The organism is Geobacillus sp. GHH01 (genome assembly GCF_000336445.1).
Taxonomy (GTDB): Bacteria; Bacillota; Bacilli; order Bacillales; family Anoxybacillaceae; genus Geobacillus; species Geobacillus zalihae.
Map to the genome: position 1 here is coordinate 1,113,783 of NC_020210.1, position 24,408 is coordinate 1,138,190.

Genomic DNA, 24,408 nt, shown 5'->3' on the forward strand with positions numbered 1-24,408 from the left:
CCATGAACTTGCTAGAGAAAACGCGGAAAATCAACGCCATGTTGCAAAAGGCGGCCGGGCGGCCGGTCAATTTTAAAGAAATGGCAGAAACGCTTTGCGAAGTGATTGAAGCCAATGTGTTTGTCGTCAGCCGCCGCGGCAAACTGCTTGGATTCGCCATTAAACAATCGATTGAAAACGAACGGATGAAGCGGATGCTGGAGGAGCGCCAGTTTCCGGAAGAATACACGAAAAACTTGTTCAACATTACGGAAACGTCTCCTAATATTGATATTAATAGCGAATATACGGCGTTTCCAGTGGAAAATCGTGACTTGTTCAAAACCGGCTTGACGACGATTGTTCCGATCAACGGCGGAGGCGAGCGGCTCGGCACGCTCATTTTATCGCGCCTTGACCGCGAGTTTGACAATGACGATCTCATTTTGGCTGAATACGGTGCGACGGTCGTCGGCATGGAAATTCTGCGTGAAAAGGCGGAAGAAATTGAAGAGGAAGCGCGCAGCAAGGCGGTCGTGCAAATGGCGATCAGCTCCCTTTCTTACAGCGAGCTTGAGGCGATTGAACATATTTTTGAAGAGCTTGACGGAACGGAAGGGCTGCTTGTCGCGAGCAAAATCGCCGACCGCGTCGGCATCACCCGCTCGGTCATTGTCAATGCTCTGCGCAAACTAGAAAGCGCCGGCGTGATCGAATCGCGCTCGCTCGGCATGAAAGGAACGTACATTAAAGTATTGAACGACAAGTTTTTAAGCGAACTGGAAAAATTGAAATCGAGCTGAACGGCGTAGTCGCCTAAGCCCGCTGGGTATTTTGGCCCGGCGGGTTTTTTGTTGTTGGCAAACATCTTTGGCATCGTTTTTCTGTAATGGCATCGTCGAAAAATAGTACCAAGTTCCGTCTATACATTAGGTTTTCTTTCCCGTAAAATGAAAATTAGCAGAAATTGTCGAAAAATAGGAGAAAAGAGGGGATTCCATTGGCGCTCTTTTCAGCGACGATCGGTTGGCTTGAACAAGGGCTTCGCTACGCTGCGCTTCGCCAACAGGCGATCGCCGACAACATCGCCAACGCCGATACGCCGGGCTATAAGGCGAAAGATGTGCGCTTTCAGGCTGAATTGGAACGGGCGTTTCGGCTTGAGGCCAAACGGACGAATCCGAAGCATTTTTCGTTTCCAAACGAACAAAATGGAAAAATCATCGTGACGACGGACACAACGGTGAGTTACAATCATAATGGAAACAGTGTCGATATTGATCAAGAAATGTCAAAACTAGCAGAAAACCAAATTTATTACAATGCCTTAATCGAGCGGCTCAACGGCAAATTTACCACGTTGAAAACCGTGATTAAAGGAGGGAAATAACGGGTGTCTTTGTTTCAAAGTCTAAACATTTCGGCTTCGGCGTTGACCGCCCAACGGTTGCGCATGGACGTGATTGCCTCCAACATCGCTAACGTCGATACGACGCGCGCCCGCCTTGTCAACGGCGAATGGGAGCCGTACCGTCGCAAAATGGTCATCATCGAACCGCAGAGCGGGTCGTTTTCGGGCTATTTGCAGGCTGCGCTCGGCCGTGCCGACGCGGTGGACGGCGGAGTGCGGGTGCGCGAAATTGTCGATGATCCGGCGCCGTTTAAACTCGTCTACGACCCGAATCACCCGGATGCGGGCGCCGACGGCTATGTGCGTCTGCCAAACGTCGACCCGCTGAAAGAAATGGTGGACTTGATCGGGGCGACGCGTTCGTATGAGGCGAACGTTACGGTGTTGAATGCTTCGAAAGGAATGCTCATGAAGGCGCTCGAGATCGGGAAATAGCATGCGAGGGGGATAAACGATGATTGATGGAGCAAGCCGCATTGGGCTGACGATGTCTTCCGCCGTTTCGCCCCCAGCGAAGCCGGCTGAGGCGCAAAAGCAATTCGCCGCATTTTTCAAAGAGGCGCTCAACCGCGTGAACGAAGCGCAAATTCAAGCCGATGCGCTGACGGAAAAGCTCGTTCGCGGGGAGAACGTTCAGTTGCATGATGTGATGATCGCCGCGCAAAAAGCGAGCATCACGTTGCAGCTGACGCTGGAGATCCGCAACAAAGCGATCGAAGCGTATCAGGAAATGATGCGCATGCCATTGTAGCAGCAATGAATCGCAATACATACGGAAGCCGCCGCCATTGTTGCGCTATGGCGGCAGGTATTGGATCATCGGGGGAATTGTATGAGAAGGAAATGGAAAGAGTGGTGGAGCCGCGCTCGCGCGTTTTGGCAGGAACGGACAAAAAAGCAGAAATGGCTCGTGCTCACTGCGGCAGCGGCCGTGCTTTTGGCCGTTGGCGTCGGCGTCTTTTTCGCCACAAGGACGGAAATGGTGCCCCTCTACAGCAATTTGTCGCCGCAAGAAGCGGGGCAAATTAAAGCAACGCTTGACCAGCGCGGCGTTCCGGCCGAAGTGGCGGACGGCGGGACGACGATTAAAGTGCCGAAAGAGCAAGTGGACGCGCTGAAAGTCGAGCTCGCTGCGGAAGGCATCCCGAACAGTGGAGTCATTGACTATTCATTTTTCGGCCAAAACGCGAGCTTCGGCATGACGGACAATGAGTTCAATATGGTGAAGCTGAAGGCGATGCAAACGGAACTCGCCAACTTGATCAAGACGATCGACGGCGTCGAGGACGCCAAAGTCATGATCAACCTTCCGCAGCCAAGCGTATTTGTTTCCGATGGAAAAGGTGAAGCCTCGGCTTCGATCGTGCTGAAGACGAAGCCGGGCTATCAATTCAGCGACGAGCAAATTCGGGCCTTGTATCATCTCGTTGCCAAAAGTGTTCCGAATCTCTCTACAGATAATATCGTCATTATGAATCAGTTTTTTGAGTATTATGACCTAAAAAATGATGGGGAAAATTCGACAGGGGCGACATTCGCCTCACAGCAGCAAATCAAAAAGCAGATCGAGCGCGACATTCAACGCCAAGTGCAGCAACTGCTCGGCACGATGATGGGGCAGGATAAAGTCGTCGTCTCCGTGACGGCGGATGTCGACTTTACGCAGGAGAAACGAGAAGAAAATTTGGTTTCTCCAGTGGACGAGAAAACGAAGCAAGGTATTGCCGTCAGCGTTCAGCGCATTAAAGAGACGTACTCCGGGAGCGGTGCGCCGCCCGGAGGCGCCGCTGGAACAGGCGCGAACGAAGTGCCGGGCTACCAAAACGCAAACGGCGCAACAAACGGCAACTATGAACGAACCGAAGAGACGATCAACAACGAGGTAAACAAAATCAAAAAGCAAATCGTCGAAAGCCCATATAAAATCCGCGACCTAGGCATCCAAGTGATGGTCGAGCCGCCTGACCCTAATGATCCGAACTCGCTGCCGCCCGAGACGGTCAATGATATTCAAAAACTGCTAGGCACAATCGTTCGGACGTCAATTGACAAAAGCGAGGCGCAAACGCTCACGGATCAAGACATCAACAACCGCATCGTCGTTTCGGTGCAAAAATTCAACGGCAAGCCGACATTCACCCAATCGACGCCGGACCGGCCGGTGTGGTGGTGGTATGCGGCCGGCGCAGGAGCGCTGTTGCTCGTCGCCTTGCTGTTGTTCCTCTGGCTGCGCCGCCGCCGTGAAGACGAGGAAGAGGAAGAAGAACGCTTGTTTGCTCCGCCGCTTTCGACGGAGCCGGATTTGCCGGAGCCGCCGGAGACGGAGGCAGCGTTGCGCCGTCGACAGCTTGAGCGTCTGGCGAAAGAAAAGCCGGATGAGTTTGCCAAACTATTAAAAACGTGGCTATCGGAAGAGTAGGGGGAACGGCGTATGGCAAAGCGCGAACGAAAAGGCGGGCTGTCGGGCAGGCAAAAAGCAGCCATCCTGCTTATCTCCCTCGGCCCGGATGTGTCGGCCTCTGTCTATAAACATTTATCCGAGGAAGAGATCGAGAAGCTGACGCTGGAAATTTCCAACGTCCGTCAAGTGACGACGGAACAAAAAGAGGAAGTGCTTGAAGAGTTTCGACAGCTCGCCCTGGCGCAAGATTACATCGCCCAAGGCGGCATCGCCTATGCGAAAGAAGTGCTTGAAAAAGCGCTCGGCCCGGATAAGGCAATGCAGATCATCAACCGCCTGACATCAGCGCTGATGGTGCGGCCGTTTGATTTCGCCCGCAAAGCCGACCCGATGCAGCTGTTAAACTTCATCCAAAATGAACATCCACAAACGATCGCTCTGATTCTTTCGTATTTGGAGCCGGCGCAGGCAGGGCAAATTTTATCGGCGCTGCCGCAGGAAATGCAGGCGGATGTCGCCCGGCGCATCGCGCTGATGGACAGCACATCGCCGGAGATTATCAACGAAGTCGAGCAAATTTTGGAGCGGCGGCTGTCTGCGACCGTCGTGCAAGATTACACGCAAGCCGGCGGCATTGAGGCGGTCGTGGAAGTGCTGAACCAAGTCGATCGGAGCACGGAGCGGACGATTTTGGATGCCTTGGAAATCCAAGATCCGGAACTGGCCGAGGAAATCAAAAAACGGATGTTTGTCTTTGAAGATATCGTGACGCTCGATCACCGCGCCATTCAGCGCGTCATCCGCGAAGTGGATAACAATGACTTGATGCTGGCGCTTAAGGTGGCGAGCGATGAAGTGAAAGACATCGTCTTCCGCAACATGTCGACAAGAATGGCGGAGACGTTCAAAGAAGAAATGGAATATATGGGGCCAGTCCGGCTGCGTGATGTCGAGGAGGCGCAATCGCGCATCGTCGCCGTGATCCGACGTCTCGAAGAGGCTGGAGAAATCGTCATCGCGCGCGGGGGAGGAGATGATATTATTGTCTAACGTCATTAAAGCGCCAAAATTGGCGGTGCGCTCTGGGAAAAAGACGATCGTCGTGCAGCGCCATGTTTCCGATCTTCCATCGTCCGGCGACGATCGGCAACGGGAGATGGAAGCGGTCGCCGCCGCCAAGGAAGAAGCAGCCGAGCTTCGCCGCCAGGCAGAGCAATATTACGAATCGGTGCGCGAGCAGTTGGCCCGCGACAAAGAGGAATGGCAGCGTGAGAAAGAGCGCCTCATCGAGGAAGCGCGCGCCCGCGGGTATGAAGACGGCTATGCGGCTGGGCGCGAGGAGGCTTTGAGCGAGCACCGCGCGTTGATTGAGCAAGCCCGCCGCTTGGCGGAGCGAGCGAACACCGAATTTTACGCTCGCATCGAATCGACGGCTGAGGCGATGCTGGAGGTGGCGTTAAAAGCGGCCGAACGCATTCTCGGCGCCGCGCTTGAGGGCGATCGAAACGCTTTTTTGCCGCTCGTGCACCAAGCGTTGCAGGAAGTGCGCCAGCAAACGGAAGTGGCCGTTTATGTGCATCCGCACGGCTACGAAATCGTGGCAGAACAAAAAGAGCTGCTGAAATCTCTGTTTCCGCATCGCGTTGATCTATTCATCTACCCGGACGATGCGCTTCCTGAATATGGATGTGTCGTGGAGACGCCGTTTGGACGCATCGAGGCGGGCGTCGATGTACAGCTTGAGCGGCTGCGCGAGGCGCTCTACCGGCGATTGAAGGAGGGGGCGTTTTCTGAACTGGCAGGCGCTTCTTGATGAAATCAACACTGTCGACTTGTATAAACGGTTTGGCAAAGTGTCGCGCGTCATCGGCTTGATGATGGAATCGAAAGGACCGAAAAGCTCGATTGGGGATCTTTGTTACATCCATGAACAGAGCGGATGCCGGAAAATTCCCGCCGAAGTCGTCGGCTTTCATGAACAGCACGTCTTGCTTATGCCGTTTTCCGCCACGACCCATATCGCTCCCGGCTGTTTTGTCGAAGCGACCGGCCGACCGCTTGAAGTGCACGTCGGCGATGCGCTCATTGGCATGGTTCTGGATCCGCTCGGCCAACCGCTTGACGGGAGCCCGTTGCCGCCCGGGCTGAAGCCGGTTTCGGTCGAACGCGATCCGCCCAATCCGCTCGTTCGGCCGCCGATTGTCGAACCGCTTGAAGTCGGCATCCGCGTCATCGACAGCCTGCTTGCCGTCGGCAAGGGGCAGCGCGTCGGCATTTTTGCTGGCTCGGGCGTCGGCAAAAGCACGCTCATGGGAATGATTGCCCGCCATACGTCGGCTGATGTGAACGTCATCGCCTTAATCGGCGAGCGTGGCCGCGAAGTGCGCGAGTTTTTAGAGCGCGACCTTGGCCCAGACGGCTTGGCCCGCTCGGTCGTCGTCGTCGCCACGTCCGACCAGCCGGCGCTGATGCGCGTCAAAGGCGCCTATACGGCAACGGCGATCGCCGAATATTTTCGCGACCAAGGGGCGGATGTCATGCTCATGATGGACTCGGTCACCCGCGTCGCGATGGCGCAGCGGGAGATTGGCCTTGCCGTCGGTGAGCCGCCGACGACGAAAGGCTATACGCCATCGGTCTTCGCCCTCCTGCCAAAGCTGCTTGAACGGGCTGGAACGAACGCTTCCGGCACGATCACCGCGTTTTATACGGTGCTTGTTGACGGCGATGACATGAATGAGCCGATCGCTGATGCGGTGCGCGGCATTTTGGATGGCCATTTTGTGTTGGAACGCCAGCTGGCGAACAAAGGGCATTACCCGGCGATCAACGTGCTCAAAAGCGTCAGCCGCGTCATGCCCCACATGATCAGCGCAGAGCACCGCGAAGCGGCAAACCGGTTCCGCCGCCTTCTGTCCACTTATATCGATTCGGAGGATTTGATTCAAATCGGGGCGTACAAACGGGGGTCGTCCCAAGAAATTGATGAGGCGATCGAATTTTATCCGCAAATGATGGCGTTTTGCCGCCAAAACATCGATGAAAAAACGACGCGCGCCGAAAGCATTGATAGGTTGTTGCGCTTGCTGTCGGTTCGGTGAGAAATCGCGCGCCATGTTCAGACGATGAAAGGGTGAACAAATGTGACGCCGACGTTTCGGCTGCAAAAAGTGCTGGCGATGAAAGAAAAAGAAAAAGAAAAGGCGCTTGGCGAATACGAGGAGGCGGTCCGCCGGTTTGAGCAGGCAGCCGAAACGCTTTACCGCCTGCTCAAGGAAAAAGAAGAATGCGCGGCGGCTCGGGATGAACAGCTTCAAGCCGGCCTGTCCGTTGGAGACATTCGCCTTAGGCTGCAATATATGGCGAATTTAGAGCGGATGATCGACCATTATCAGCTCGTCGTCATGCAGGCGCGCGAGCAGATGCAGCGCCGGCAGCAGCGTTTGATGGAATTGAATATCGAAGTGAAAAAATACGAAAAAATGCGCGAGCGCATGAAGCGGTGGGCCGAGCAGCTTGAGAGGGAAGCGGAACGCCGCCTGCTCGATGAAATGGCGGTTCAACGTTTTGCAAGGCAAGGAGAGGTATAGATGGCGGAGAGCAAAGTTGAACAGGAAATGCAGGCGAGTTGGTGGCAATGGCTGTTGTTTGTCATTGTCATTCCGAGTGCGTTTGCCGCCTCCTTTCTGTTGTTGATTTTAAACATTGCCGGCGTTGATGTGGCCAAGGCGGCAAAGCAGTGGACCATAAAGGCGCCGTTTGTCTCCGAGTGGATCAACTGGAGCAAAAGGGAGAAAGCTTTGCAAAAAACGATTGAAGCTCAGCAGCAGACGATCAACCAGCAAAAACGAACGATCGCCGACCAACAAAAGCAAATCAAGCAGTTGAAAAACGAATTGGCGGCAAAGGAAAAGGAAATCGCCCAGCTGTCTGCGCCAAGCGGGAAAACGGACGCTCAGGCTGAGCCTGTTGACGAGCCGGCCTTGACGGAAGAAGATGTCGTCGGCATGTATGACGCCATGTCGGAAAAACAGGCGGCGGCGATTTTAGCGGAACTGCCTGAGAGCGAAGCGCTCCGTGTACTGAGCCAGATTGACGGCGACAAAGCGGCAGCCATTTTGGAACAAATGCCGGCTGGGCAGGCGGCGAAACTGTTGGCATCGTTAAGTAAAAGGGCGATGGGGAAGGAGGCGGCCGAATGAAAGTAACGATCACAGCAAACGCGCCGCTATCGGCAGGCGCTATGGCGGTGAAAAAAGAGGCGGAAAACGCAAACGTGTTTGCGGCGTTGCTTGCTGATAAGCAACAAGAGTTATTGCCCGCTGGGGCAGAGACTAGCTTGCTTCAAGAGGAGTCGAGCAAAAACAAAGAGCCAGATTGGCAAAATGGCGGAATGGAAACGGGCGCAGCCGGACAACCATCTTCAGCGGAAAAGAAGCCGGCGCAAATCGAATCATTGTGGTTTGCCCCTTCCCTCGTGGCTGCTTGGGCTGTCGCTCCAATTTCGGCAGCTGCAGGCGCGCCGCTTTTAGCGGCGGATCAGCAGGCGGAAGGGAAAACGAGTGATCATGGGACATTTCCGTTTGTCGGTGCGATGAATGGTGAAGAAAAGATTGCCGCTCAGCCGGCGGCCGATGAAGCGGGATTGGAACGTGCGTTCATAACCGACGGACAAAAACGTGGTCATATCGATGCTGAATCGGGTTCGCCTTCCAGCGGAAAAACCGGGATGTTTCCACTGCTCCTGAGCGACGGCGACCAGCGCCCGTTCCGTGAGCAGGGAGGCAACAGGGCGGTTGTCGCGCTGCCGAACGGAGTTTCTTCTGTGCGACCGGCTGGCGAAAAAGACGTTTCGCTGCCAAAAAGGGGGGACAAGGGGCAGGGCGGCGAGGCCGCTCCTTCGTTCACTACTCCTCCTGCGCTTTTATCACCCTCCTTTTCATCTGTCGGGTTGGTCGGCGAGATGCCGGCGTCAGCTGGCGGAAGCGTCGCTGATCAAGTCGCCCACGCGCTAAGGTCGGCGCGGTGGATGAAGCTTCCAAACGGTGTCATGCAGCTTGTCATCCGTCTGCATCCGGAACATCTCGGGACGGTGACGGTGAAAATGACAGAGGAAGGTGGAAAGCTCGCCGCCAAGCTGCTCGTGGCGAACGACGCGGTGAAAGAGTTGCTCTACGCTCATTTGCCGCAGCTTGCTCAGCAGCTTGATGCGAGTTCCATCACGGTCGAAAAATGGACCGTTTGGTCGGATTATGACAGCCCCGCGATGCCGCCATATTCCGGAAACCGCCAAGGAGGGCAGCAGCAGGGCGAATCGCGGCAAAAACAAAAGCGGGAGCCATCATCTTCCTTCCCGTTTGCGCTAGACGGGATCGAAGCTGACGCATAAGGGGGAAAAGAACGAGGATGACAACGAATGCGATTGACGGGAGCTTATGGCTGACAAACGCGGTTCAGCCGGAACGGAAAACGGGCAATCAAATTTTAGGAAAAGACGATTTTCTCAAAATTTTGCTCGCTCAGCTCGAAAACCAAGACCCGCTCAATCCGATGGAAGATAAAGACTTTATCGCGCAAATGGCGAGCTTCTCTTCGCTTGAGCAAATGATGAACATCGCCAATTTGATGCAGCAATGGATGCAAGCGTCAAGCCGCGATGCGCTTTTGCGCTACAGCGAATGGATCGGCAAAACGGTGCACTGGCAAGACGGCGAGACGACGATGAGCGCCGTCGTTCAATCGGTCATGCAAAAAGACGGCCAAGTGACTCTTGGGCTTGATAACGGGACAACGATTGCCGCGGATGCGGTCGTGAAAGTCGAACAAAAAGGATAAAAAGGGGAGAGGAAACCGATGCTTCGTTCCATGTATTCCGGAATCGGCGCCATGCGCAACTTTCAAACGAAGTTGGATGTCATCGGCAACAACATTGCCAATGTCAATACGTACGGGTTTAAAAAAGGACGAACGATTTTCAAAGATTTGATGAGCCAGACGATTTCGGGAGCAAGCGGACCCAATGCCGGTGCCGGCCGCGGCGGGACGAATCCAAAGCAGGTCGGGCTCGGTTCGCAGCTGGCGGCGATCGACACCGTCCATACGCAAGGCAGCTTGCAAACGACCGGCCGCGTGCTCGATTTGGCGATTTCAGGAGATGGATTCTTTATTCTCGGCGAGTTGAATAATGGAAATCTTATAAATCCGTTGTTTACGAGAGCAGGAAATTTTTATTTAGATAAAGAGGGATATATTGTCAATACCGATGGCTTATATTTAGTTGGTGAAGGATATGAGAACGGGGCATTTACGGGAAAACGGGCTCGAATTCAAATTCCAACTAATGCGAAAAGCGTCAGCATCGGCGCTGATGGGGTTGTGAACTATGTAGATGCGGTTGGAAACTTGCAAGTGGCAGGGAGAATTCGACTGGCCAAGTTCCCCAACAATGATGGTTTAGAAAAAGTAGGAGGAAATTTATTTAGAGAAACAGCCAACTCAGGCACAATCATCAATCCAAATAATCAAAACGAATGGATTGCCTACTCGCCTCAAGAAAGCGGAGCGGGCTCAATCGTCTCCGGCGCGCTTGAGATGTCCAACGTCGACCTTGCTGAGGAATTCACGGAGATGATCGTCGCCCAGCGCGGCTTCCAGGCGAATACGCGCATCATTACGACATCGGATGAAATTTTGCAAGAGCTTGTCAACTTGAAAAAATAGAATAGGAGGTAGGGCGTGAGCGGCGTCTTGCGCCTGTTGCCCGATGATTTCGTTAACGAAGCTCAACGGCAAACGGTTTGTGCTCAATGCGTTGTACATCGAACAAATTGAAGCGTTTCCTGATACGACCGTGACGCTGACGAACGGAAAAAAATTCGTCGTGCGCGAAACGGTCGAGCAAGTGGCGGCGCGAGCGAGCGAATTTTACCAGCAGCTTGGTGTGTTTCGCTTACCGAAAGCAGGAGGATTGGACCGTGAAAGGGAATAAAGCAATCAAAACGATGATCATTGTGCTGGCGGTCATCGCTTTGGCTGGAACGGCGGCGCTTGTCGCGGTGATGAAGATGGGGCATGCGGAAAAACAAGGGGCGCCAAGCGCTGACGAACTGGCGGAACGATCGATCGATATTCCGGAAATGACCACCAATTTAGCAGACGGACGTTATATTAAAATCTCATTTAAAATTGAAACAGACAGCGATCAAGGAAAAGAAGAGGCGGAGAAACGCGATTTTCAGATGAAAGACGTGATCATCGAGCAACTTTCGCAGATGAAAGCGGCCGACTTTAAAGGAAAAGAAGGGCTGACGGCGCTGAAAGAGAGGCTGAAGCGCGAGATCAACGGATTGATGCAAGAAGGGAGAGTGGAGAACGTCTACATTACCTCTTTTATCCTCCAGTAGCCCTGTCATTGGAAGGGGGGAAGATGAAATGACGGCCGGGGAAGTATTGTCGCAAAGCGAAATTGACGCGTTGCTCGCGGCGCTTTCTGCAGGGGAGATGAGCGCGGAGGAGCTGAAAAAAGAGGAGGAAGGCCGACGCGTCAAAACGTATGATTTTCGGCGGGCGCTCCGGTTTTCCAAAGATCAAATCCGCAGCCTGACGCGCATTCATGAAAATTTCGCCCGTCTGCTGACAACGTTTTTTTCCGCCCAGCTGCGAACATATGTGCAAATTTCGGTCGCATCGGCCGACCAAATTCCATACGAAGAATTTGTCCGCTCCATCCCAAAAATGACGATCATCAATGTCTTTGAGGTGCCGCCGCTCGGCGGGCATGTCCTTTTGGAAGTCAACCCGAACATCGCTTACGCCATGCTTGACCGGGTGATGGGCGGGCGCGGCGTCGGGATGGATAAAGTGGAGCATTTGACGGAGATTGAAACACGCATCATGTCCAATTTGTTTGACAAGGCGTTTGTCCATTGGCGCGACGCTTGGGAATCGGTGGCGGAAGTCGACCCGCTCTTTGTCGATTTTGAAGTCAATCCGCAGTTTTTGCGCATGATTGCGCCGAACGACACCGTTGTCGTCATTTCGCTCAACACGCAAATCGGCGAAGCGCGCGGCATGATGAATGTGTGCATTCCGCATGTCGTCTTGGAGCCGATTATGCCGCGGCTGTCGGTGCATTACTGGATGCAGGCGCAAAAAAAGGAGCGTTCCCCCGAGGAAGCGAAACGGATCGAACAGCGCATCCGCGCGGCAAAATTGCCGATTATCGCTGAACTGGGAACGGCGGTCATCACGGTCAATGAATTTCTTCAACTCGAGGCCGGCGATGTCATTCAGCTCGAGCAGTCGATTCATGAGCCGCTCGTGGTCAAAATCGGCCATATTCCAAAGTTTATCGGCCAGCCGGGGAAGCGGAACAAAAAGCTGGCGGTGCAAATTTTAGCGATGATCGAGGGGGACGAAGACGACCATGATGAATGATGGAATGTTGTCGCAGGATGAAATTGATGCTTTGTTGCGCGGAATGGACAGCGACGGACCTATTCCGGCGCTTCATGATCTTCTCTCTCCGCTTGAGCAGGACGCCCTTGGGGAAATCGGCAATATTTCTTTCGGCAGTTCGGCCACTGCCCTGTCGATGTTATTGAACCAAAAGGTGGAAATTACGACGCCAAGCGTGTCCATTATCGAGCGCACAAGCGTCGCGGATGAATTTCCGCAGCCATATGTCGCCATCCAAGTCAACTATACGGAAGGGCTGCTCGGGACAAACTTGTTGGTCATTAAACAGCAAGACGCGGCGATTATCGCTGATTTAATGCTTGGCGGCGACGGAACGGCGGCCGATGGTCCGCTCGGAGAGATTCAGCTGAGCGCTGTTCAAGAAGCGATGAACCAAATGATGGGTTCAGCGGCGACGTCGATGTCGACCGTCTTTGGCAAGCGGGTTGATATTTCCCCGCCGACGCTCCACCTGCTTGATTTGGCGGAAGGAAAAGGGATGGAATATTTGCCGGACGAAGATTTTCTCATTAAAGTGTCATTTCGGCTGAAAATCGGCGAGTTGATCGACTCAAGCATTATGCAGCTGTTGCCGATCGATTTCGCGAAAGAATTGGTTGCCCAATTGCTCGGCTCGCCGCTTGAGGAGCCGGGGGCAGCGGAAGTGAGCCTTAAGTCGTCGGCGGACGACCGGCCGTTTCGCGAGCCGCAGCCTGTTCCAATTGACGTTCAGGCGAACGGCGGTGCGGCCGCTTCAGAAGCGGCGAGCCGTTCGACGGATGGACCGCCGGCTGGGCGCGCGGACAAGGAGAGGGATGGTGCAGCCGCTCGGCATATTCAAACCGCCGATTTCGTCGAGTTCGATGCCCCGCCGCTTGCGGCAACGGAGGCGCGCAATTTGGAGCTGCTGTTTGATGTGCCGCTGCAGGTGACGGTTGAACTCGGACGGACGAAGCGGTCGGTGCAGGAAATTTTGCAGCTGTCGACTGGATCGATCATTGAGCTCGATAAACTGGCCGGCGAACCGGTCGATGTGTTTGTCAACAACAAGCTGATCGCGAAAGGCGAGGTTGTCGTCATCGATGAAAATTTCGGCGTCCGCATCACGGACATCATCAGCCAAAGCGATCGGCTGACAAAGTTAAAATAAACAGGCGTTTGGGAGGTTAGGGGACATGGCAAGAGTGCTTGTCGTTGATGATGCGGCATTTATGCGCATGATGATTAAAGACATTTTGACGAAAAACGGACATGAAGTCGTCGCCGAAGCGGCCGATGGACGGCAGGCGATCGAGAAATACAAGGAAACGCGGCCCGATGTCGTGACAATGGATATTACGATGCCGGAGATGGATGGGATTGCGGCGCTCAAGGAAATTAAAAAAATCGACAGCAATGCCAAAGTCATTATGTGCTCCGCGATGGGGCAGCAGGCAATGGTGATTGATGCCATTCAAGCCGGAGCGAAAGATTTTGTGGTCAAGCCGTTCCAAGCGGACCGCGTCATCGAAGCGATCAACAAAACGATCGGGTGAGCGATCAGAGGTGGAAACGATGGCAATTTGGCGCTGGGCGGCCGTTTTGCTGGCAGCAGCCATTGCTTTGGGGCCGACGCCGGCATCGGCCGCCCAAAGCCCCACGGTCGCCGACTGCCTGCAGCATCCCGATTCATGCGGGCCGTCAGCTCCTTCCGGGCAGCAGACAAACCAAACAGCGAATCAAGCCGCTGATGCGGTTTCCGCTTCCGATGTGCTTCGGCTCATCGGCGCGACCGCCTTTGTCCTCATTCTCCTTTATGCGGTGTTAAGGTGGATGTCCCGCCGTCAGTCGTTTGTTTCAAGCCAAAAGGGCGTCATCGAGCATCTCGGCGGGACGAGCGTCGGGACGAACCGCTCTGTACAGCTCATTAAAGTCGGCCGTCGGCTGCTCGTCATCGGTGTCGGTGATTCGATTCAGCTTCTGAAAGAAATTGAAGACGAACAAGAAATGAATGAACTGTTGGAGCAACATCGCGCACGGTTGGAGCGAATGGCGGAGTTGGGCCGGCTTGGCTCCTTCCTTCGAGGCGAGTGGACGGGGAAATCAAAGCGGAAAAACGGTTTGCCGCCGTCGTTTTCGGCGCTGTTGGCGGAGGAGATGAAGCAAATGGCCGAAAAGCGAAACGAGTGGCTCAATCGGTTGAAGAAGAAAGGGACGGCGGACGATGAGTGAATTTGTCCATATGTTTGATTCGATGGCTCCCGAGCACGTGTCGACAGCGGTGAAGCTTCTTCTGTTGCTCACCGTGTTGTCGATCGCACCCGGCATTCTCATTATGATGACATGTTTTACCCGCATCGTCATCGTTTTGTCGTTTGTGCGCACGGCGCTCGGCACGCAGCAGATGCCGCCGAACCAAGTGCTCGTCGGGCTCGCCTTGTTTTTAACGTTTTTCATTATGGCGCCGACTTGGAAAGAAATCAACGATCAGGCATTGCAGCCGCTGTTTGCCGACAAAATTGACTTGGAGGAGGCGTATGAACGGGCGGCTGTTCCGCTGAAGCAGTTTATGAGCCAATACACCAGGCAGGAAGATTTGGCGCTGTTTTTATCATACAGCGGCGCCAAACAGCCGAAAACGGTCAACGACATCCCGATGACCGCGCTCGTGCCGGCGTTTGCCATCAGTGAGTTGAAAACGGCGTTTCAAATGGGCTTTATGATTTTTATTCCGTTTTTAGTCATCGACATGATCGTCGCCAGCGTCTTAATGTCGATGGGGATGATGATGCTGCCGCCCGTGATGATTTCGCTGCCGTTTAAAATTTTATTGTTTGTCCTTGTTGATGGCTGGCATTTGGTCGTCAAATCATTGTTGCAAAGTTTTCAATAAAGATAGGTGGCGTTTATGAGTGCCGATTTCATCATCCGCCTTGCTGAACAAGGCGTGTATATCGTGCTTGTCGTCTGCGGGCCGCTCTTGTTGTTGTCCCTTGCCGTCGGGCTTGTCGTCAGCATTTTCCAGGCGGCGACGCAAATTCAAGAGCAGACGCTCGCGTTTGTGCCGAAAATCGTCGCCGTCTTGCTTGGACTTGTGTTTTTTGGGCCGTGGATGCTCTCGAAAATGGTGTCGTACGCGCACGATATTTTCAACAATCTTGCTTCGTTTATAGGCTGATCGGCGATGGAACAAGCATGGACTTATTTTCCGGCGTTTTTGCTCGTCTTTGTCCGCGCCGCTTCGTTTTTCGCGGCGATGCCGTTGTTTTCCTATCGGACCGTGCCGGCTTCGTATAAAGCCGGATTGGCGTTTTTGTTCAGCTGGCTGTTGTTTTTGGCGATGCCCAAACCGGTGTTGGCGCTTGACGGTGTGTATGTATTGCTTGTCGTAAAAGAAGCGCTCGTCGGATTGGCGCTCGGGCTGCTGGCAGCGATCCTCATGGCGGCGATGCAAATCGCCGGCGGCTTGATCGATTTTCAAATCGGGTTTGCCATCGCCAACGTCATCGACCCGCAAACTGGAGCGCAAAGCCCGCTGCTTGGCGAATATCTTCATTTGCTCGCCCTGCTGCTTTTGCTCGCTCTCGATGGCCACCATTTGCTGCTTGACGGCATGTTTTACAGCTATCATTGGTTGCCGCTTGACCGCCTGCCGCACGTTGCTGACGGTCGGGCGGTGGAATACGCGGTGCGGGCGTTTGCTGCGATGTTCGCCGCCGCTTTCCAAATGGCGGCCCCGCTTGTCGGATCGCTCTTTTTAGTCGACGTGGCGCTTGGCATCATCGCCCGCGCGGTGCCGCAAATGAACATTTTTGCGGTCGGCTTTTCCGCCAAAACGGCAGCGGCGTTTTTGCTCCTGTTGGCGGGGATTGGGACGATATTGCTTGCGGCGCGCAGTGTATTTCACTTCATGTTTGCCTCGTTGCGCGAGTTGATGCGGCTGTTGGGGGGCGGATAAGATGGGCGAGTGGCGGCTCGATTTGCAATTTTTCGCTGGGGAAAAAACGGAAAAGGCGACGCCTCGCAAACGGCAAGAAGTGCGGGAAAAAGGACAGGTGGCCAAAAGCGGTGATGTCGTCTCCGCTTCCGTGTTGCTTGCTTCATTTCTTGCTTTGTCCTTGGCGGGGGCGTACGAGCGGGACGGTCTGCTGCGGTTGTTCGCCCGCGCCTTGTCCGATTCTGCCTCCCCTTCGTTGACGGTTGACTCGCTTCACCGGCTGTTTCTTGACTGGCTTTCCCATGCATCCTTGCTTTTGGCGCCGCTGTTCGCCGCCGCAGTGCTGGCGGCTGGGTTGGCCAACTTTTTGCAAATCGGCGCCTTGTTCACCGTTGAACCGTTAAAAATGGATGGGAACCGCCTCAATCCCGTGCAAGGAATGAAACGGCTGTTTTCGTTGCGCGCCTTGGTCGAGCTGTTGAAATCCGTGTTAAAAGCTGGAATCATCGGTGCGGTCGTGTTTGCGGCGCTGTTGGCCGAACGAAGCGAGCTTGCGGCGCTCGTTTCCAAGACGCCGGGTGAGGCTTTGACTGTCGTCGGCGGCTTGACGGTGAAAATGGGGCTGTACGCCGCGGGGGCGCTCTTGTTTTTAGCGCTGTTTGATTACTTGTATCAGCGGTTTGAATTTGAAAAAAGCATCCGCATGTCCAAACAGGACATTAAAGATGAATACAAAAAGACGGAAGGCGATCCACTCATCAAATCGCGCATCAAGCAAAAACAGCGTGAGATGGCGATGAGGCGGATGATGCAGGAAGTGCCGAACGCGGATGTCGTCATTACCAACCCGACGCATTACGCCGTTGCCCTCAAGTATGAAGACGGCAAGATGGAAGCGCCAGTCGTCGTCGCGAAAGGGGCGGATTATATGGCGTTGAAAATCAAGGAAGTGGCGAAAACCCATGGCGTCGTGACGGTCGAAAATCGCCCGCTTGCGCAGGCGCTCTACCGCCAGACGGAAGTCGGCGACATGATTCCAGAGGCGTTTTTTAAGGCAGTGGCGGAAATTTTGGCGTACGTCTATCGGCTCAAAGGAAACGTGTAGCAACAAGGAGAGAAAACCATGCAAGCGCAAATCAAAGATTTATCCGTATTGTTTCTTGTCGTGCTCATCGTCGCCATGCTCGTCATCCCGCTGCAGACATGGCTGTTGAGCGTCTTGATCATCATCAATATTTCCCTTGCCTTGCTTGTATTGCTGACGGCGATGAACACGAAAGAGCCGCTTGAGTTTTCCATTTTTCCGTCATTGCTTTTAGTGCTGACGCTGTTTCGGCTCGGGCTGAATGTGTCAACCACCCGCTCGATTTTAAGCAAAGGGGAGGCGGGCGGCGTCGTTGAAACGTTCGGAACGTTCGTCGTTGGCGGCGATGTTGTCGTTGGGTTTGTCGTGTTTTTGATTTTGGTCATCATCCAGTTTGTTGTCATCACCAAAGGGGCGGAGCGCGTCTCGGAAGTGGCGGCCCGCTTTACGCTCGATGCGATGCCCGGCAAACAGATGAGCATTGACGCCGATTTGAACGCCGGCATGATTTCGGAGCAAGAAGCCCGAAAGCGGCGGGAAAAAGTGGCGCAAGAAGCCGACTTTTACGGAGCGATGGACGGGGCAAGCAAATTTGTGAAAGGCGACGCCATCGCCGGCATCATTATCGTCGTCATCAACATGTTGTTTGGCATGGTGATCGGCGTTGTGGAGAAAGGAATGGATATAGGGGAGGCGGCAAAGCGCTACACGCTTTTGACGGTCGGCGACGGCATCGTCAGCCAAATTCCGGCGCTGTTGATTTCCACGGCGACCGGCATCATCGTCACCCGGGCGGCGTCGGACAGCAACTTGAGCGGCGATATTATGCGCCAGCTGTTCGCGTTTCCGAAAATGTTGTACGTCACGGCAGGAACGATTTTCCTGCTCGGCTTGTTTACGCCGATCAACGACTTGTTGACGATGCCGATTGCCGGGCTGCTGGCGCTTGGCGGCTACCGATTTATCGAGCGGCAAAAGCAAGAAGAAGCGGCATTGGCCGCTCCGGAAGAGGAGGCGGCGGCCGCCGACGAATTGAAAAGCCCGGAAAGCGTCATCCAACTGCTGCATATTGATCCGATTGAATTTGAGTTCGGCTATGCGCTCATTCCGCTCGCTGATGCCAATCAAGGCGGGGATTTGCTTGACCGGATCGTCATGATTCGCCGTCAGCTCGCGCTCGAGCTTGGCATTGTCATCCCGGTTGTGCGCATTCGCGACAACATCCAGTTGCAGCCGAATGAATACCGGATCAAAGTGAAAGGAGAGGAAGTGGCGCGCGGCGAGCTGCTGCTTGACCATTATTTGGCGATGAGCCCCGGAGTTGACGATGATTCGATTGATGGCATTGACACCATCGAGCCGGCGTTTGGTCTGCCGGCGAAATGGATTTCCGAGACCGTCAAAGACCGGGCGGAAATGCTTGGCTATACAGTCGTCGACCCGCCATCGGTCGTCTCGACACACTTAACGGAGGTGCTGAAAGCCCATGCCCACGAACTGCTGGGGCGTCAGGAAACAAAACAGCTGATCGATCATTTAAAAGAATCGTATCCGGTGCTTGTCGACGATGTGACGCCGAATCCGTTGTCTGTCGGCGACGTGCAAAAAGTGCTCGCCAAGCTGCTGAAAGAGAAAGTGTCGATCCGCAACTTGCCGCTCATTTTTGAGGCGCTTGCCGATTTTGCCCGCCTGACCAGCGACACCGATTTGTTGACGGAATACGTCCGCCAAGCGTTGGCGCGGCAAATCACCTCGCAGTACGCCGTGCCGGGCGAGCCGCTGCGCGTCATTACGCTGTCGGGCAGGGCGGAAAAAACGATCGCCGACGCCGTGCAGCAAACCGAACACGGCCGCTATTTGGCGCTCGAGCCGGCGCGGGCGCAGGCATTTGTGGAAGCGGTCGCCGCGGCGCTTGAACGCTATCCGTTCGCCGGCCAGACGCCGATTTTGCTCTGCTCCCCGGCGGTGCGCATGTACGTCCGACAGCTGACCGAGCGCCATTTTCCGACTGTTCCGGTGCTGTCGTACAACGAGCTTGAAACGGATGTCGAAGTTCAAAGCGTGGGGATGGTGGAAATCGAATGAAAGTGAAAAAATTTGTCGCCCCGTCCATGAACGAAGCGATGAAAATGGTTCGCGCCGAACTTGGCCGCGACGCCGTCATTTTGCACTCGAAAGTCGTGCAGACCGGCGGATTTTTCGGTCTGTTTGCGAAAAAAAAGATCGAAGTGTTGGCCGGCGTTGATCCGGATCCACTGCCGCTGCGTCAGCCGGATGCCGCCGCGTCTTTGACGCGTCAGCTGAGTGCTGCTGCGTCCTTTGCCCCTTTGCCGGCGGCCGAGCGGGAGGAAGACGGCTCGCTTGCCCGTGAGATCGAGGAAGTCAAGGCGCTCATCCGTCAGTTCAACGCCCGCTCGTCTTCGCTTTTGTATCCTCCACCGCTTGCGGAAGCGGAACGGCGCCTCGTTCGGCAAGGGATGGCGGATGTGTACGTCCGCCAAGTGATGGATCGCCTGCTTGAACGGTGGTATGCCGACAAAGACGGCCGGTCGCCCGCTGCGGTCTCCGCCTGGACGAAAGAAGCGGTGCGCGATCTATTGTCGACGCTTCCGTTTGTCAAAACGGCGGAGCAAAAAAAGTATATGATTTTGCTTGGTCCGACCGGGGTTGGAAAAACGACGACGCTCGCCAAAATGGCAGGGCGCGCCGTCCTCGAGCAAGGGAAAAAAGTCGGGTTCATCACGGTCGACACGTACCGGATCGCCGCCATCGACCAACTGAAGACGTATGCCGACATTTTGCACGCTCCGTTGGAAGTATGCTACAATGCCGACGATTTTCGGACGGCGAAGCGGAAATTGGCCGGCTGCGATCTCGTGTTCGTCGATACGGCTGGCCGCAACTTCCGCAATCCGCAATACGTGGATGAACTGCAGCAAACGCTCGAGTTTGACAGCGAAACGGAAACGTTTCTTGTATTCGCCGCCACGGGAAAGTATGACGATATGAAAACGATTTACAACCACTTTTCCCACCTGCCGATCGATCGGCTGATCGTGACGAAGCTCGATGAGACGGACTCGTTTGGAACGATCGTCAATGTGTTGCTTGACAGCCGGCTTGCCGCCGCCTATTTCACGAACGGGCAAAATGTGCCGGACGACATGGTGGAAGCGTCCGCAGACCGGCTCGTTCATCTGCTGTTTGGGGCGGAGCGATGGTGAGCGATCAAGCAGAACGGCTGCGCTATGAGCTGGGCCGCCGGCTGACGCCGGCGGCGGGGCCGCGGACCATCGCGGTGACGAGCGGGAAAGGCGGAGTCGGCAAGTCAAACCTTTCGCTCAATTTTTCGCTGTCGCTCTCGAAGCTCGGGTTTCGCGTCTTGCTGCTTGATATGGACATCGGCATGGGCAACATCGACATTTTGCTCGGCCAGTCGTCGCCATTGACGCTTTCGGATTGGTTTTCCGCGCGGTTGCCGCTTTCCGAGCTGGTAAAAAGCGGACCGGAGCATCTATCGTATATTGCTGGGGGGACGGGCGCCGCGCAATGGTTGAGTGTCGATCGATCCGCTATCGACTATTTGTTGGCCGAGCTGCAGACGGTGGCGTCGCGATATGATTATCTCATTTTCGATATGGGGGCGGGTGCCTCAGAAGAACGATTGTATTTTTTAAAGTCCGTCGACGATGTGTTTATTGTCACGACGCCGGAGCCGACCGCGATGATGGATGCGTACGCCATGATGAAATATATGCACACCGCCGGCAGCGAGGCTCCGTTTTCCGTCATCGTCAACCGCGCCGGCAGCGAGCGGGAAGGATATGGCGTCTTTTCGCGCCTGCAGCATGCCGCCAGTCGGTTTTTCCATAAAGACATCGCCTTGCTTGGCGTCGTTCCTGAAGACCGGACTGTGGCGCGCTGTGTCGTCCGGCAAACGCCGTTTGTTCTCTTTGATCCGGCGGCGAAGGCGAGCCGGGCAGTGCGTCAAATGGCGTGCCGCTATGCGGCGGGAGGAGAAAAAGAGCCGGAGCGGGCTCCCCGCTTTTTTGCGAAGCTGCGTCAACTTTTGCTAGAAAGGTAGAGACGGAACATGAAGACGATCAAGGTGCTTGTCGTCGATGACTCGGCGTTTATGCGCAAATGGATCAGTGATTTTTTGTCCGAGCATCCGCGCCTCGAAGTCATCGGAACAGCTCGCAACGGCCGGGAGGCGCTCGAGAAAATCGCTGCCCTAAGGCCGGATGTCGTGACGCTTGATGTGGAAATGCCGGTCATGAACGGGCTCGAAACGTTGCAGCGCATCATGCGGGATCATCCCGTGCCGGTCGTCATGGTGTCAAGCACGACGACCGAAGGGGCGGAAAACACGATCGCCGCCATGCAGTACGGGGCGGTCGACTTTGTCGCCAAGCCGTCCGGACCGATTTCGCTCGATTTGTACAAAGTGAAAGACGAGCTGATTGGCAAAGTGCTGCACGCGAGCGAAGCGAACGTGGCTGCCTTGACTGCTCCGCGCCGCCAACGTCCGTCTTGGCGCCCATCGTTCAAAGCGGCGGCGCGCCCGCAACAGGCCATCGTTGCGATCGGCACTTCCACCGGCGGCCCGCGCGCGCTCGAGACGGTGCTGACGCAGCTTCCGCCCGATCTAGCCGCTCCGGTCGTCGCTGTCCAGCATATGCCCAAAGGGTTTACGGCGTCGCTCGCCAATCGGCTTGATGCGCTTGCCGCGATCACGGTCAAGGAGGCGGAAGACGGGGAAGTGCTGCAAAATGGCACCGCCTATATCGCGCCAGGCGGCGTCCATCTCATCGTTCGTGAAGAAGGCGGCGCGCTTAAAGCCCGTTTCGACGAATCGCCGCCGCGCGCCGGCCATCGTCCGGCTGTTGACGTATTATTTGAGTCGCTTGCTGCCATTCGCCGCTGTCGGAAAATCGCGGTGATTATGACCGGCATGGGAAGCGACGGAACAGTAGGGTTGAAAATCCTGAAGGAAAGCGGGAACACAAAAGCGATCGCGGAAGCGCGCGAGACAGCCGTTGTCTTTGGGATGCCAAGAGCGGCGATCGAGGCTGGCGTCGTTGATGTCATCGCACCGCTTGACAGCATCGCCGCTGCCATCGTCCAATCGATCGGGGAGTGAGGGGGAAACGGCATGGACATGAGCCAATATTTGGATTTATTTATTGATGAAAGCAAAGAGCATTTGCAGGCGATCAACGAGCGGCTGTTGGAACTTGAAAAAACGCCGGAGGACATGTCTGTGGTGAATGATATTTTCCGTTCGGCCCATACGTTGAAAGGCATGTCCGCCACGATGGGGTTTGAAGATTTGGCCAATTTGACGCACCAAATGGAAAACGTGCTCGATGGCATACGCAATCGGCGGCTTTCCGTTACCCCGGAATTGCTTGACGTCATTTTTGAGGCCGTCGACCATTTGGAGGCGATGATCAGTTCCATCGCTGCAGGCGGCGACGGAACGCGCGATGTAAGGAGAACAGTCGAACAGCTGAAACGAATCGAGCAAGGGGAGATGCCCAACAAGCAGGCAGCAAGGGAAGAACCGCCCCTTGAACATGCGTATGGGGAATTTGAATACCATGTGCTCGAGCAGGCGAAGGAGCAGGGATTTTCCGTCTACGAAATCCGCGTTCGGCTTCGCGATGACTGCTTGTTGAAAGCAGCGCGCGTCTATATGGTGTTTGAACAGCTGAATGAAGTCGGAGAAATTGTGAAAGCAACGCCGCCGGTCGAGATGCTGGAGGAAGAACAGTTTGACCGGGAGTTTCTCGTTACGGTCGTATCCAAAGCGCCAGCCGATGAGTTGCAAAAGCGGCTGATGGGCATTTCGGAAATTGATGACGTCAAGGTGTCTAGGCTATCGAGCGATGAACCGTCGGCAGAAAGTGAGAAAGCGGCTGCGCCCCAACAACCGGCCGCTATGGAGCAGGCCGCGGCCGTTCAAGCCGAAGCAGAGGCGCCGGAAAAACAAACAGTAAAACAGGCGACGAAAACGATCCGCGTCAACATTGAACGGCTCGATCGGTTGATGAACTTATTTGAAGAATTGGTTGTTGATCGCGGTCGGCTTGAGCAAATTTCCCGCGAGCTGAACCATGCCGAATTGACGGAAACGGTCGAGCGGATGTCTCGCATCTCGAGCGATTTGCAGACGATCATTTTAAATATGCGCATGGTGCCGGTCGAAACGGTGTTCAACCGCTTTCCGCGCATGGTGCGCCAACTCGCCCGCGAGCTCGGCAAAAAGGTGCGTCTTGACATCATCGGCGCGGATACCGAGCTTGACCGGACGGTGATCGATGAAATCGGCGACCCGCTTGTCCATTTGATCCGCAATGCGCTCGACCACGGCATCGAAGCGCCGGACGTCCGGGCGGCGCGCGGAAAGCCAGAAGAAGGGATCATTCAATTGCGAGCGTACCATAGCGGCAACCATGTCTTTATTGAAATCGAAGATGACGGCGCCGGCATTTCCCGGGAGAAGGTGCTGCAAAAGGCGAAAAGCCGCGGCATTGTCTCGCCGCAGGCGGCGGAGCATTTGAACGATCAGCAAATTTACGAGCTTATTTTCGCTCCCGGCTTTTCGACCGCTGAAAAAGTTTCGGACATTTCCGGCCGCGGCGTCGGTTTGGATGTCGTCAAAAGCACGATTGAATCGCTCGGCGGCACCGTTTCGGTCGATTCGCAGCCTGGAAAAGGGTCGCTCTTTTCCATTCAGCTGCCGCTCACATTGTCGATCATTTCGGTGTTGCTCGTTCAAATCGCTGAGGAAACGTACGCGATTCCGCTGTCATCGATCATTGAGACGGCGCTGGTGAAAAAAGAAGAGATTTTTTCCGCCCACAACCAGCCGGTCATCGATTTTCGCGGCAAAATTGTGCCGCTCGTCCGCCTGAAAGACGTCTTTGCTGTTCCCGGAGCGGCCGATGACGGAGATGCGGTGGCGGTCGTGATCGTCCGGAAAGGAGAAAAACTGGCGGCGCTGGCGGTTGACTCGTTTATCGGGCAGCAAGAAGTCGTGTTGAAATCGCTTGGAAACTATTTATCTTCCGTTTTTGCCATCTCGGGGGCGACGATTTTAGGAGACGGCCGAGTGGCGCTGATTATCGACTGCAACGCGCTCGTGAAGTAGGGGA

The 24,408-nt window shown here is 54.9% G+C and carries 28 protein-coding genes; all 28 read left to right on the top strand.

Annotated features, from left to right (window positions below; all coding sequences use genetic code 11):
- Window positions 1-2 precede the first annotated feature (2 nt).
- The gene (gene codY / locus GHH_RS05640) at window positions 3-782 is read left to right on the top strand and encodes a GTP-sensing pleiotropic transcriptional regulator CodY (protein ID WP_011230715.1); all 780 of its coding nucleotides are present in this window, start codon (window positions 3-5) and stop codon (window positions 780-782) included.
- A gap of 197 nt (window positions 783-979) precedes the next feature.
- Window positions 980-1,369, top strand: a complete 390-nt coding sequence (gene flgB, locus GHH_RS05645; RefSeq protein WP_011230716.1) for a flagellar basal body rod protein FlgB — start codon at window positions 980-982, stop codon at window positions 1,367-1,369.
- A 3-nt stretch (window positions 1,370-1,372) separates the two neighbouring features.
- On the top strand, window positions 1,373-1,825 hold the full coding sequence (flgC, locus tag GHH_RS05650; RefSeq protein ID WP_013145762.1) for a flagellar basal body rod protein FlgC: 453 nt from the start codon (window positions 1,373-1,375) through the stop codon (window positions 1,823-1,825).
- A 19-nt stretch (window positions 1,826-1,844) separates the two neighbouring features.
- On the top strand, window positions 1,845-2,141 hold the full coding sequence (fliE, locus tag GHH_RS05655) for a flagellar hook-basal body complex protein FliE (RefSeq protein WP_011230718.1): 297 nt from the start codon (window positions 1,845-1,847) through the stop codon (window positions 2,139-2,141).
- Window positions 2,142-2,222: 81 nt separating this feature from the next.
- Window positions 2,223-3,809, top strand: a complete 1,587-nt coding sequence (gene fliF, locus GHH_RS05660; RefSeq protein ID WP_015374406.1) for a flagellar basal-body MS-ring/collar protein FliF — start codon at window positions 2,223-2,225, stop codon at window positions 3,807-3,809.
- A 12-nt stretch (window positions 3,810-3,821) separates the two neighbouring features.
- Complete coding sequence (gene fliG, locus GHH_RS05665) at window positions 3,822-4,841, top strand: flagellar motor switch protein FliG (RefSeq protein WP_015374407.1); 1,020 nt, start codon at window positions 3,822-3,824, stop codon at window positions 4,839-4,841.
- Window positions 4,825-5,604: a flagellar assembly protein FliH gene (gene fliH / locus GHH_RS05670; protein WP_015374408.1), complete on the top strand. Its 780-nt coding sequence runs from the start codon at window positions 4,825-4,827 to the stop codon at window positions 5,602-5,604. Before fliG ends, fliH begins: the two co-directional genes overlap by 17 nt.
- Complete coding sequence (fliI, locus tag GHH_RS05675; protein WP_081601522.1) at window positions 5,582-6,892, top strand: flagellar protein export ATPase FliI; 1,311 nt, start codon at window positions 5,582-5,584, stop codon at window positions 6,890-6,892. The genes fliH and fliI overlap by 23 nt, the downstream gene beginning before the upstream one ends.
- 42 nt (window positions 6,893-6,934) lie before the next feature.
- Entirely contained in the window at window positions 6,935-7,381 is a 447-nt protein-coding gene (gene fliJ, locus GHH_RS05680) for a flagellar export protein FliJ (protein ID WP_014195451.1), read from the top strand.
- Complete coding sequence (locus GHH_RS05685; protein ID WP_015374410.1) at window positions 7,382-7,993, top strand: MotE family protein; 612 nt, start codon at window positions 7,382-7,384, stop codon at window positions 7,991-7,993. It begins immediately after the preceding gene.
- Complete coding sequence (locus GHH_RS05690; RefSeq protein WP_015374411.1) at window positions 7,990-9,180, top strand: flagellar hook-length control protein FliK; 1,191 nt, start codon at window positions 7,990-7,992, stop codon at window positions 9,178-9,180. Before GHH_RS05685 ends, GHH_RS05690 begins: the two co-directional genes overlap by 4 nt.
- Before the next feature lie 17 nt (window positions 9,181-9,197).
- A complete protein-coding gene (gene flgD, locus GHH_RS05695; protein WP_014195454.1) occupies window positions 9,198-9,626 on the top strand; it encodes a flagellar hook assembly protein FlgD in 429 nt (142 codons plus the stop codon).
- 18 nt (window positions 9,627-9,644) lie between these two features.
- Complete coding sequence (gene flgG / locus GHH_RS05700; protein WP_014195455.1) at window positions 9,645-10,511, top strand: flagellar basal body rod protein FlgG; 867 nt, start codon at window positions 9,645-9,647, stop codon at window positions 10,509-10,511.
- Window positions 10,512-10,554: 43 nt separating this feature from the next.
- A complete protein-coding gene (locus tag GHH_RS05705; RefSeq protein ID WP_014195456.1) occupies window positions 10,555-10,779 on the top strand; it encodes a flagellar FlbD family protein in 225 nt (74 codons plus the stop codon).
- Complete coding sequence (gene fliL, locus GHH_RS05710) at window positions 10,766-11,194, top strand: flagellar basal body-associated protein FliL (protein ID WP_011230729.1); 429 nt, start codon at window positions 10,766-10,768, stop codon at window positions 11,192-11,194. The genes GHH_RS05705 and fliL overlap by 14 nt, the downstream gene beginning before the upstream one ends.
- A 28-nt stretch (window positions 11,195-11,222) precedes the next feature.
- Window positions 11,223-12,227, top strand: coding sequence for a flagellar motor switch protein FliM (gene fliM, locus GHH_RS05715; RefSeq protein WP_011230730.1), 1,005 nt, complete (start codon window positions 11,223-11,225; stop codon window positions 12,225-12,227).
- The gene (gene fliY / locus GHH_RS05720; protein ID WP_015374412.1) at window positions 12,217-13,398 is read left to right on the top strand and encodes a flagellar motor switch phosphatase FliY; all 1,182 of its coding nucleotides are present in this window, start codon (window positions 12,217-12,219) and stop codon (window positions 13,396-13,398) included. Before fliM ends, fliY begins: the two co-directional genes overlap by 11 nt.
- Before the next feature lie 25 nt (window positions 13,399-13,423).
- Window positions 13,424-13,783, top strand: coding sequence for a response regulator (locus tag GHH_RS05725; protein ID WP_013145750.1), 360 nt, complete (start codon window positions 13,424-13,426; stop codon window positions 13,781-13,783).
- Between the two features lie 19 nt (window positions 13,784-13,802).
- Window positions 13,803-14,459 (top strand): flagella biosynthesis regulatory protein FliZ, encoded by a 657-nt coding sequence (gene fliZ, locus GHH_RS05730; RefSeq protein WP_015374413.1) that lies wholly within the window; start codon window positions 13,803-13,805, stop codon window positions 14,457-14,459.
- Window positions 14,452-15,120: a flagellar type III secretion system pore protein FliP gene (fliP, locus tag GHH_RS05735; protein ID WP_015374414.1), complete on the top strand. Its 669-nt coding sequence runs from the start codon at window positions 14,452-14,454 to the stop codon at window positions 15,118-15,120. Before fliZ ends, fliP begins: the two co-directional genes overlap by 8 nt.
- 15 nt (window positions 15,121-15,135) lie before the next feature.
- Window positions 15,136-15,405, top strand: coding sequence for a flagellar biosynthesis protein FliQ (gene fliQ, locus GHH_RS05740; protein ID WP_011230735.1), 270 nt, complete (start codon window positions 15,136-15,138; stop codon window positions 15,403-15,405).
- 6 nt (window positions 15,406-15,411) lie between these two features.
- Window positions 15,412-16,185, top strand: coding sequence for a flagellar biosynthetic protein FliR (fliR, locus tag GHH_RS05745; RefSeq protein WP_013523405.1), 774 nt, complete (start codon window positions 15,412-15,414; stop codon window positions 16,183-16,185).
- Window position 16,186: 1 nt separating this feature from the next.
- On the top strand, window positions 16,187-17,269 hold the full coding sequence (flhB, locus tag GHH_RS05750; RefSeq protein ID WP_013523406.1) for a flagellar biosynthesis protein FlhB: 1,083 nt from the start codon (window positions 16,187-16,189) through the stop codon (window positions 17,267-17,269).
- Between the two features lie 18 nt (window positions 17,270-17,287).
- Entirely contained in the window at window positions 17,288-19,333 is a 2,046-nt protein-coding gene (gene flhA, locus GHH_RS05755; protein WP_015374415.1) for a flagellar biosynthesis protein FlhA, read from the top strand.
- Window positions 19,330-20,472: a flagellar biosynthesis protein FlhF gene (gene flhF, locus GHH_RS05760; RefSeq protein ID WP_015374416.1), complete on the top strand. Its 1,143-nt coding sequence runs from the start codon at window positions 19,330-19,332 to the stop codon at window positions 20,470-20,472. The genes flhA and flhF overlap by 4 nt, the downstream gene beginning before the upstream one ends.
- A complete protein-coding gene (locus GHH_RS05765) occupies window positions 20,466-21,332 on the top strand; it encodes a MinD/ParA family protein (protein WP_020754634.1) in 867 nt (288 codons plus the stop codon). The genes flhF and GHH_RS05765 overlap by 7 nt, the downstream gene beginning before the upstream one ends.
- Window positions 21,333-21,341: 9 nt before the next feature.
- On the top strand, window positions 21,342-22,391 hold the full coding sequence (locus GHH_RS05770) for a chemotaxis response regulator protein-glutamate methylesterase (protein WP_015374418.1): 1,050 nt from the start codon (window positions 21,342-21,344) through the stop codon (window positions 22,389-22,391).
- Window positions 22,392-22,403: 12 nt separating this feature from the next.
- Window positions 22,404-24,404 (top strand): chemotaxis protein CheA, encoded by a 2,001-nt coding sequence (locus GHH_RS05775; protein WP_015374419.1) that lies wholly within the window; start codon window positions 22,404-22,406, stop codon window positions 24,402-24,404.
- Window positions 24,405-24,408 lie beyond the last annotated feature (4 nt).

What these genes read in the sequence shown, in the direction of transcription:
- codY (WP_011230715.1), top strand. Translation starts at nt 3, where the DNA reads ATGAACTTGCTAGAGAAAACGCGGAAAATCAACGCCATGTTGCAAAAG.
- fliE (WP_011230718.1), top strand. Translation starts at nt 1,845, where the DNA reads ATGATTGATGGAGCAAGCCGCATTGGGCTGACGATGTCTTCCGCCGTT.
- fliF (WP_015374406.1), top strand. Translation starts at nt 2,223, where the DNA reads ATGAGAAGGAAATGGAAAGAGTGGTGGAGCCGCGCTCGCGCGTTTTGG.
- fliG (WP_015374407.1), top strand. Translation starts at nt 3,822, where the DNA reads ATGGCAAAGCGCGAACGAAAAGGCGGGCTGTCGGGCAGGCAAAAAGCA.
- fliH (WP_015374408.1), top strand. Translation starts at nt 4,825, where the DNA reads ATGATATTATTGTCTAACGTCATTAAAGCGCCAAAATTGGCGGTGCGC.
- GHH_RS05685 (WP_015374410.1), top strand. Translation starts at nt 7,382, where the DNA reads ATGGCGGAGAGCAAAGTTGAACAGGAAATGCAGGCGAGTTGGTGGCAA.
- GHH_RS05690 (WP_015374411.1), top strand. Translation starts at nt 7,990, where the DNA reads ATGAAAGTAACGATCACAGCAAACGCGCCGCTATCGGCAGGCGCTATG.
- flgD (WP_014195454.1), top strand. Translation starts at nt 9,198, where the DNA reads ATGACAACGAATGCGATTGACGGGAGCTTATGGCTGACAAACGCGGTT.
- flgG (WP_014195455.1), top strand. Translation starts at nt 9,645, where the DNA reads ATGCTTCGTTCCATGTATTCCGGAATCGGCGCCATGCGCAACTTTCAA.
- GHH_RS05705 (WP_014195456.1), top strand. Translation starts at nt 10,555, where the DNA reads ATGATTTCGTTAACGAAGCTCAACGGCAAACGGTTTGTGCTCAATGCG.
- fliM (WP_011230730.1), top strand. Translation starts at nt 11,223, where the DNA reads ATGACGGCCGGGGAAGTATTGTCGCAAAGCGAAATTGACGCGTTGCTC.
- fliY (WP_015374412.1), top strand. Translation starts at nt 12,217, where the DNA reads ATGATGAATGATGGAATGTTGTCGCAGGATGAAATTGATGCTTTGTTG.
- GHH_RS05725 (WP_013145750.1), top strand. Translation starts at nt 13,424, where the DNA reads ATGGCAAGAGTGCTTGTCGTTGATGATGCGGCATTTATGCGCATGATG.
- fliZ (WP_015374413.1), top strand. Translation starts at nt 13,803, where the DNA reads ATGGCAATTTGGCGCTGGGCGGCCGTTTTGCTGGCAGCAGCCATTGCT.
- fliP (WP_015374414.1), top strand. Translation starts at nt 14,452, where the DNA reads ATGAGTGAATTTGTCCATATGTTTGATTCGATGGCTCCCGAGCACGTG.
- fliQ (WP_011230735.1), top strand. Translation starts at nt 15,136, where the DNA reads ATGAGTGCCGATTTCATCATCCGCCTTGCTGAACAAGGCGTGTATATC.
- fliR (WP_013523405.1), top strand. Translation starts at nt 15,412, where the DNA reads ATGGAACAAGCATGGACTTATTTTCCGGCGTTTTTGCTCGTCTTTGTC.
- flhB (WP_013523406.1), top strand. Translation starts at nt 16,187, where the DNA reads ATGGGCGAGTGGCGGCTCGATTTGCAATTTTTCGCTGGGGAAAAAACG.
- flhA (WP_015374415.1), top strand. Translation starts at nt 17,288, where the DNA reads ATGCAAGCGCAAATCAAAGATTTATCCGTATTGTTTCTTGTCGTGCTC.
- flhF (WP_015374416.1), top strand. Translation starts at nt 19,330, where the DNA reads ATGAAAGTGAAAAAATTTGTCGCCCCGTCCATGAACGAAGCGATGAAA.
- GHH_RS05765 (WP_020754634.1), top strand. Translation starts at nt 20,466, where the DNA reads ATGGTGAGCGATCAAGCAGAACGGCTGCGCTATGAGCTGGGCCGCCGG.
- GHH_RS05770 (WP_015374418.1), top strand. Translation starts at nt 21,342, where the DNA reads ATGAAGACGATCAAGGTGCTTGTCGTCGATGACTCGGCGTTTATGCGC.
- GHH_RS05775 (WP_015374419.1), top strand. Translation starts at nt 22,404, where the DNA reads ATGGACATGAGCCAATATTTGGATTTATTTATTGATGAAAGCAAAGAG.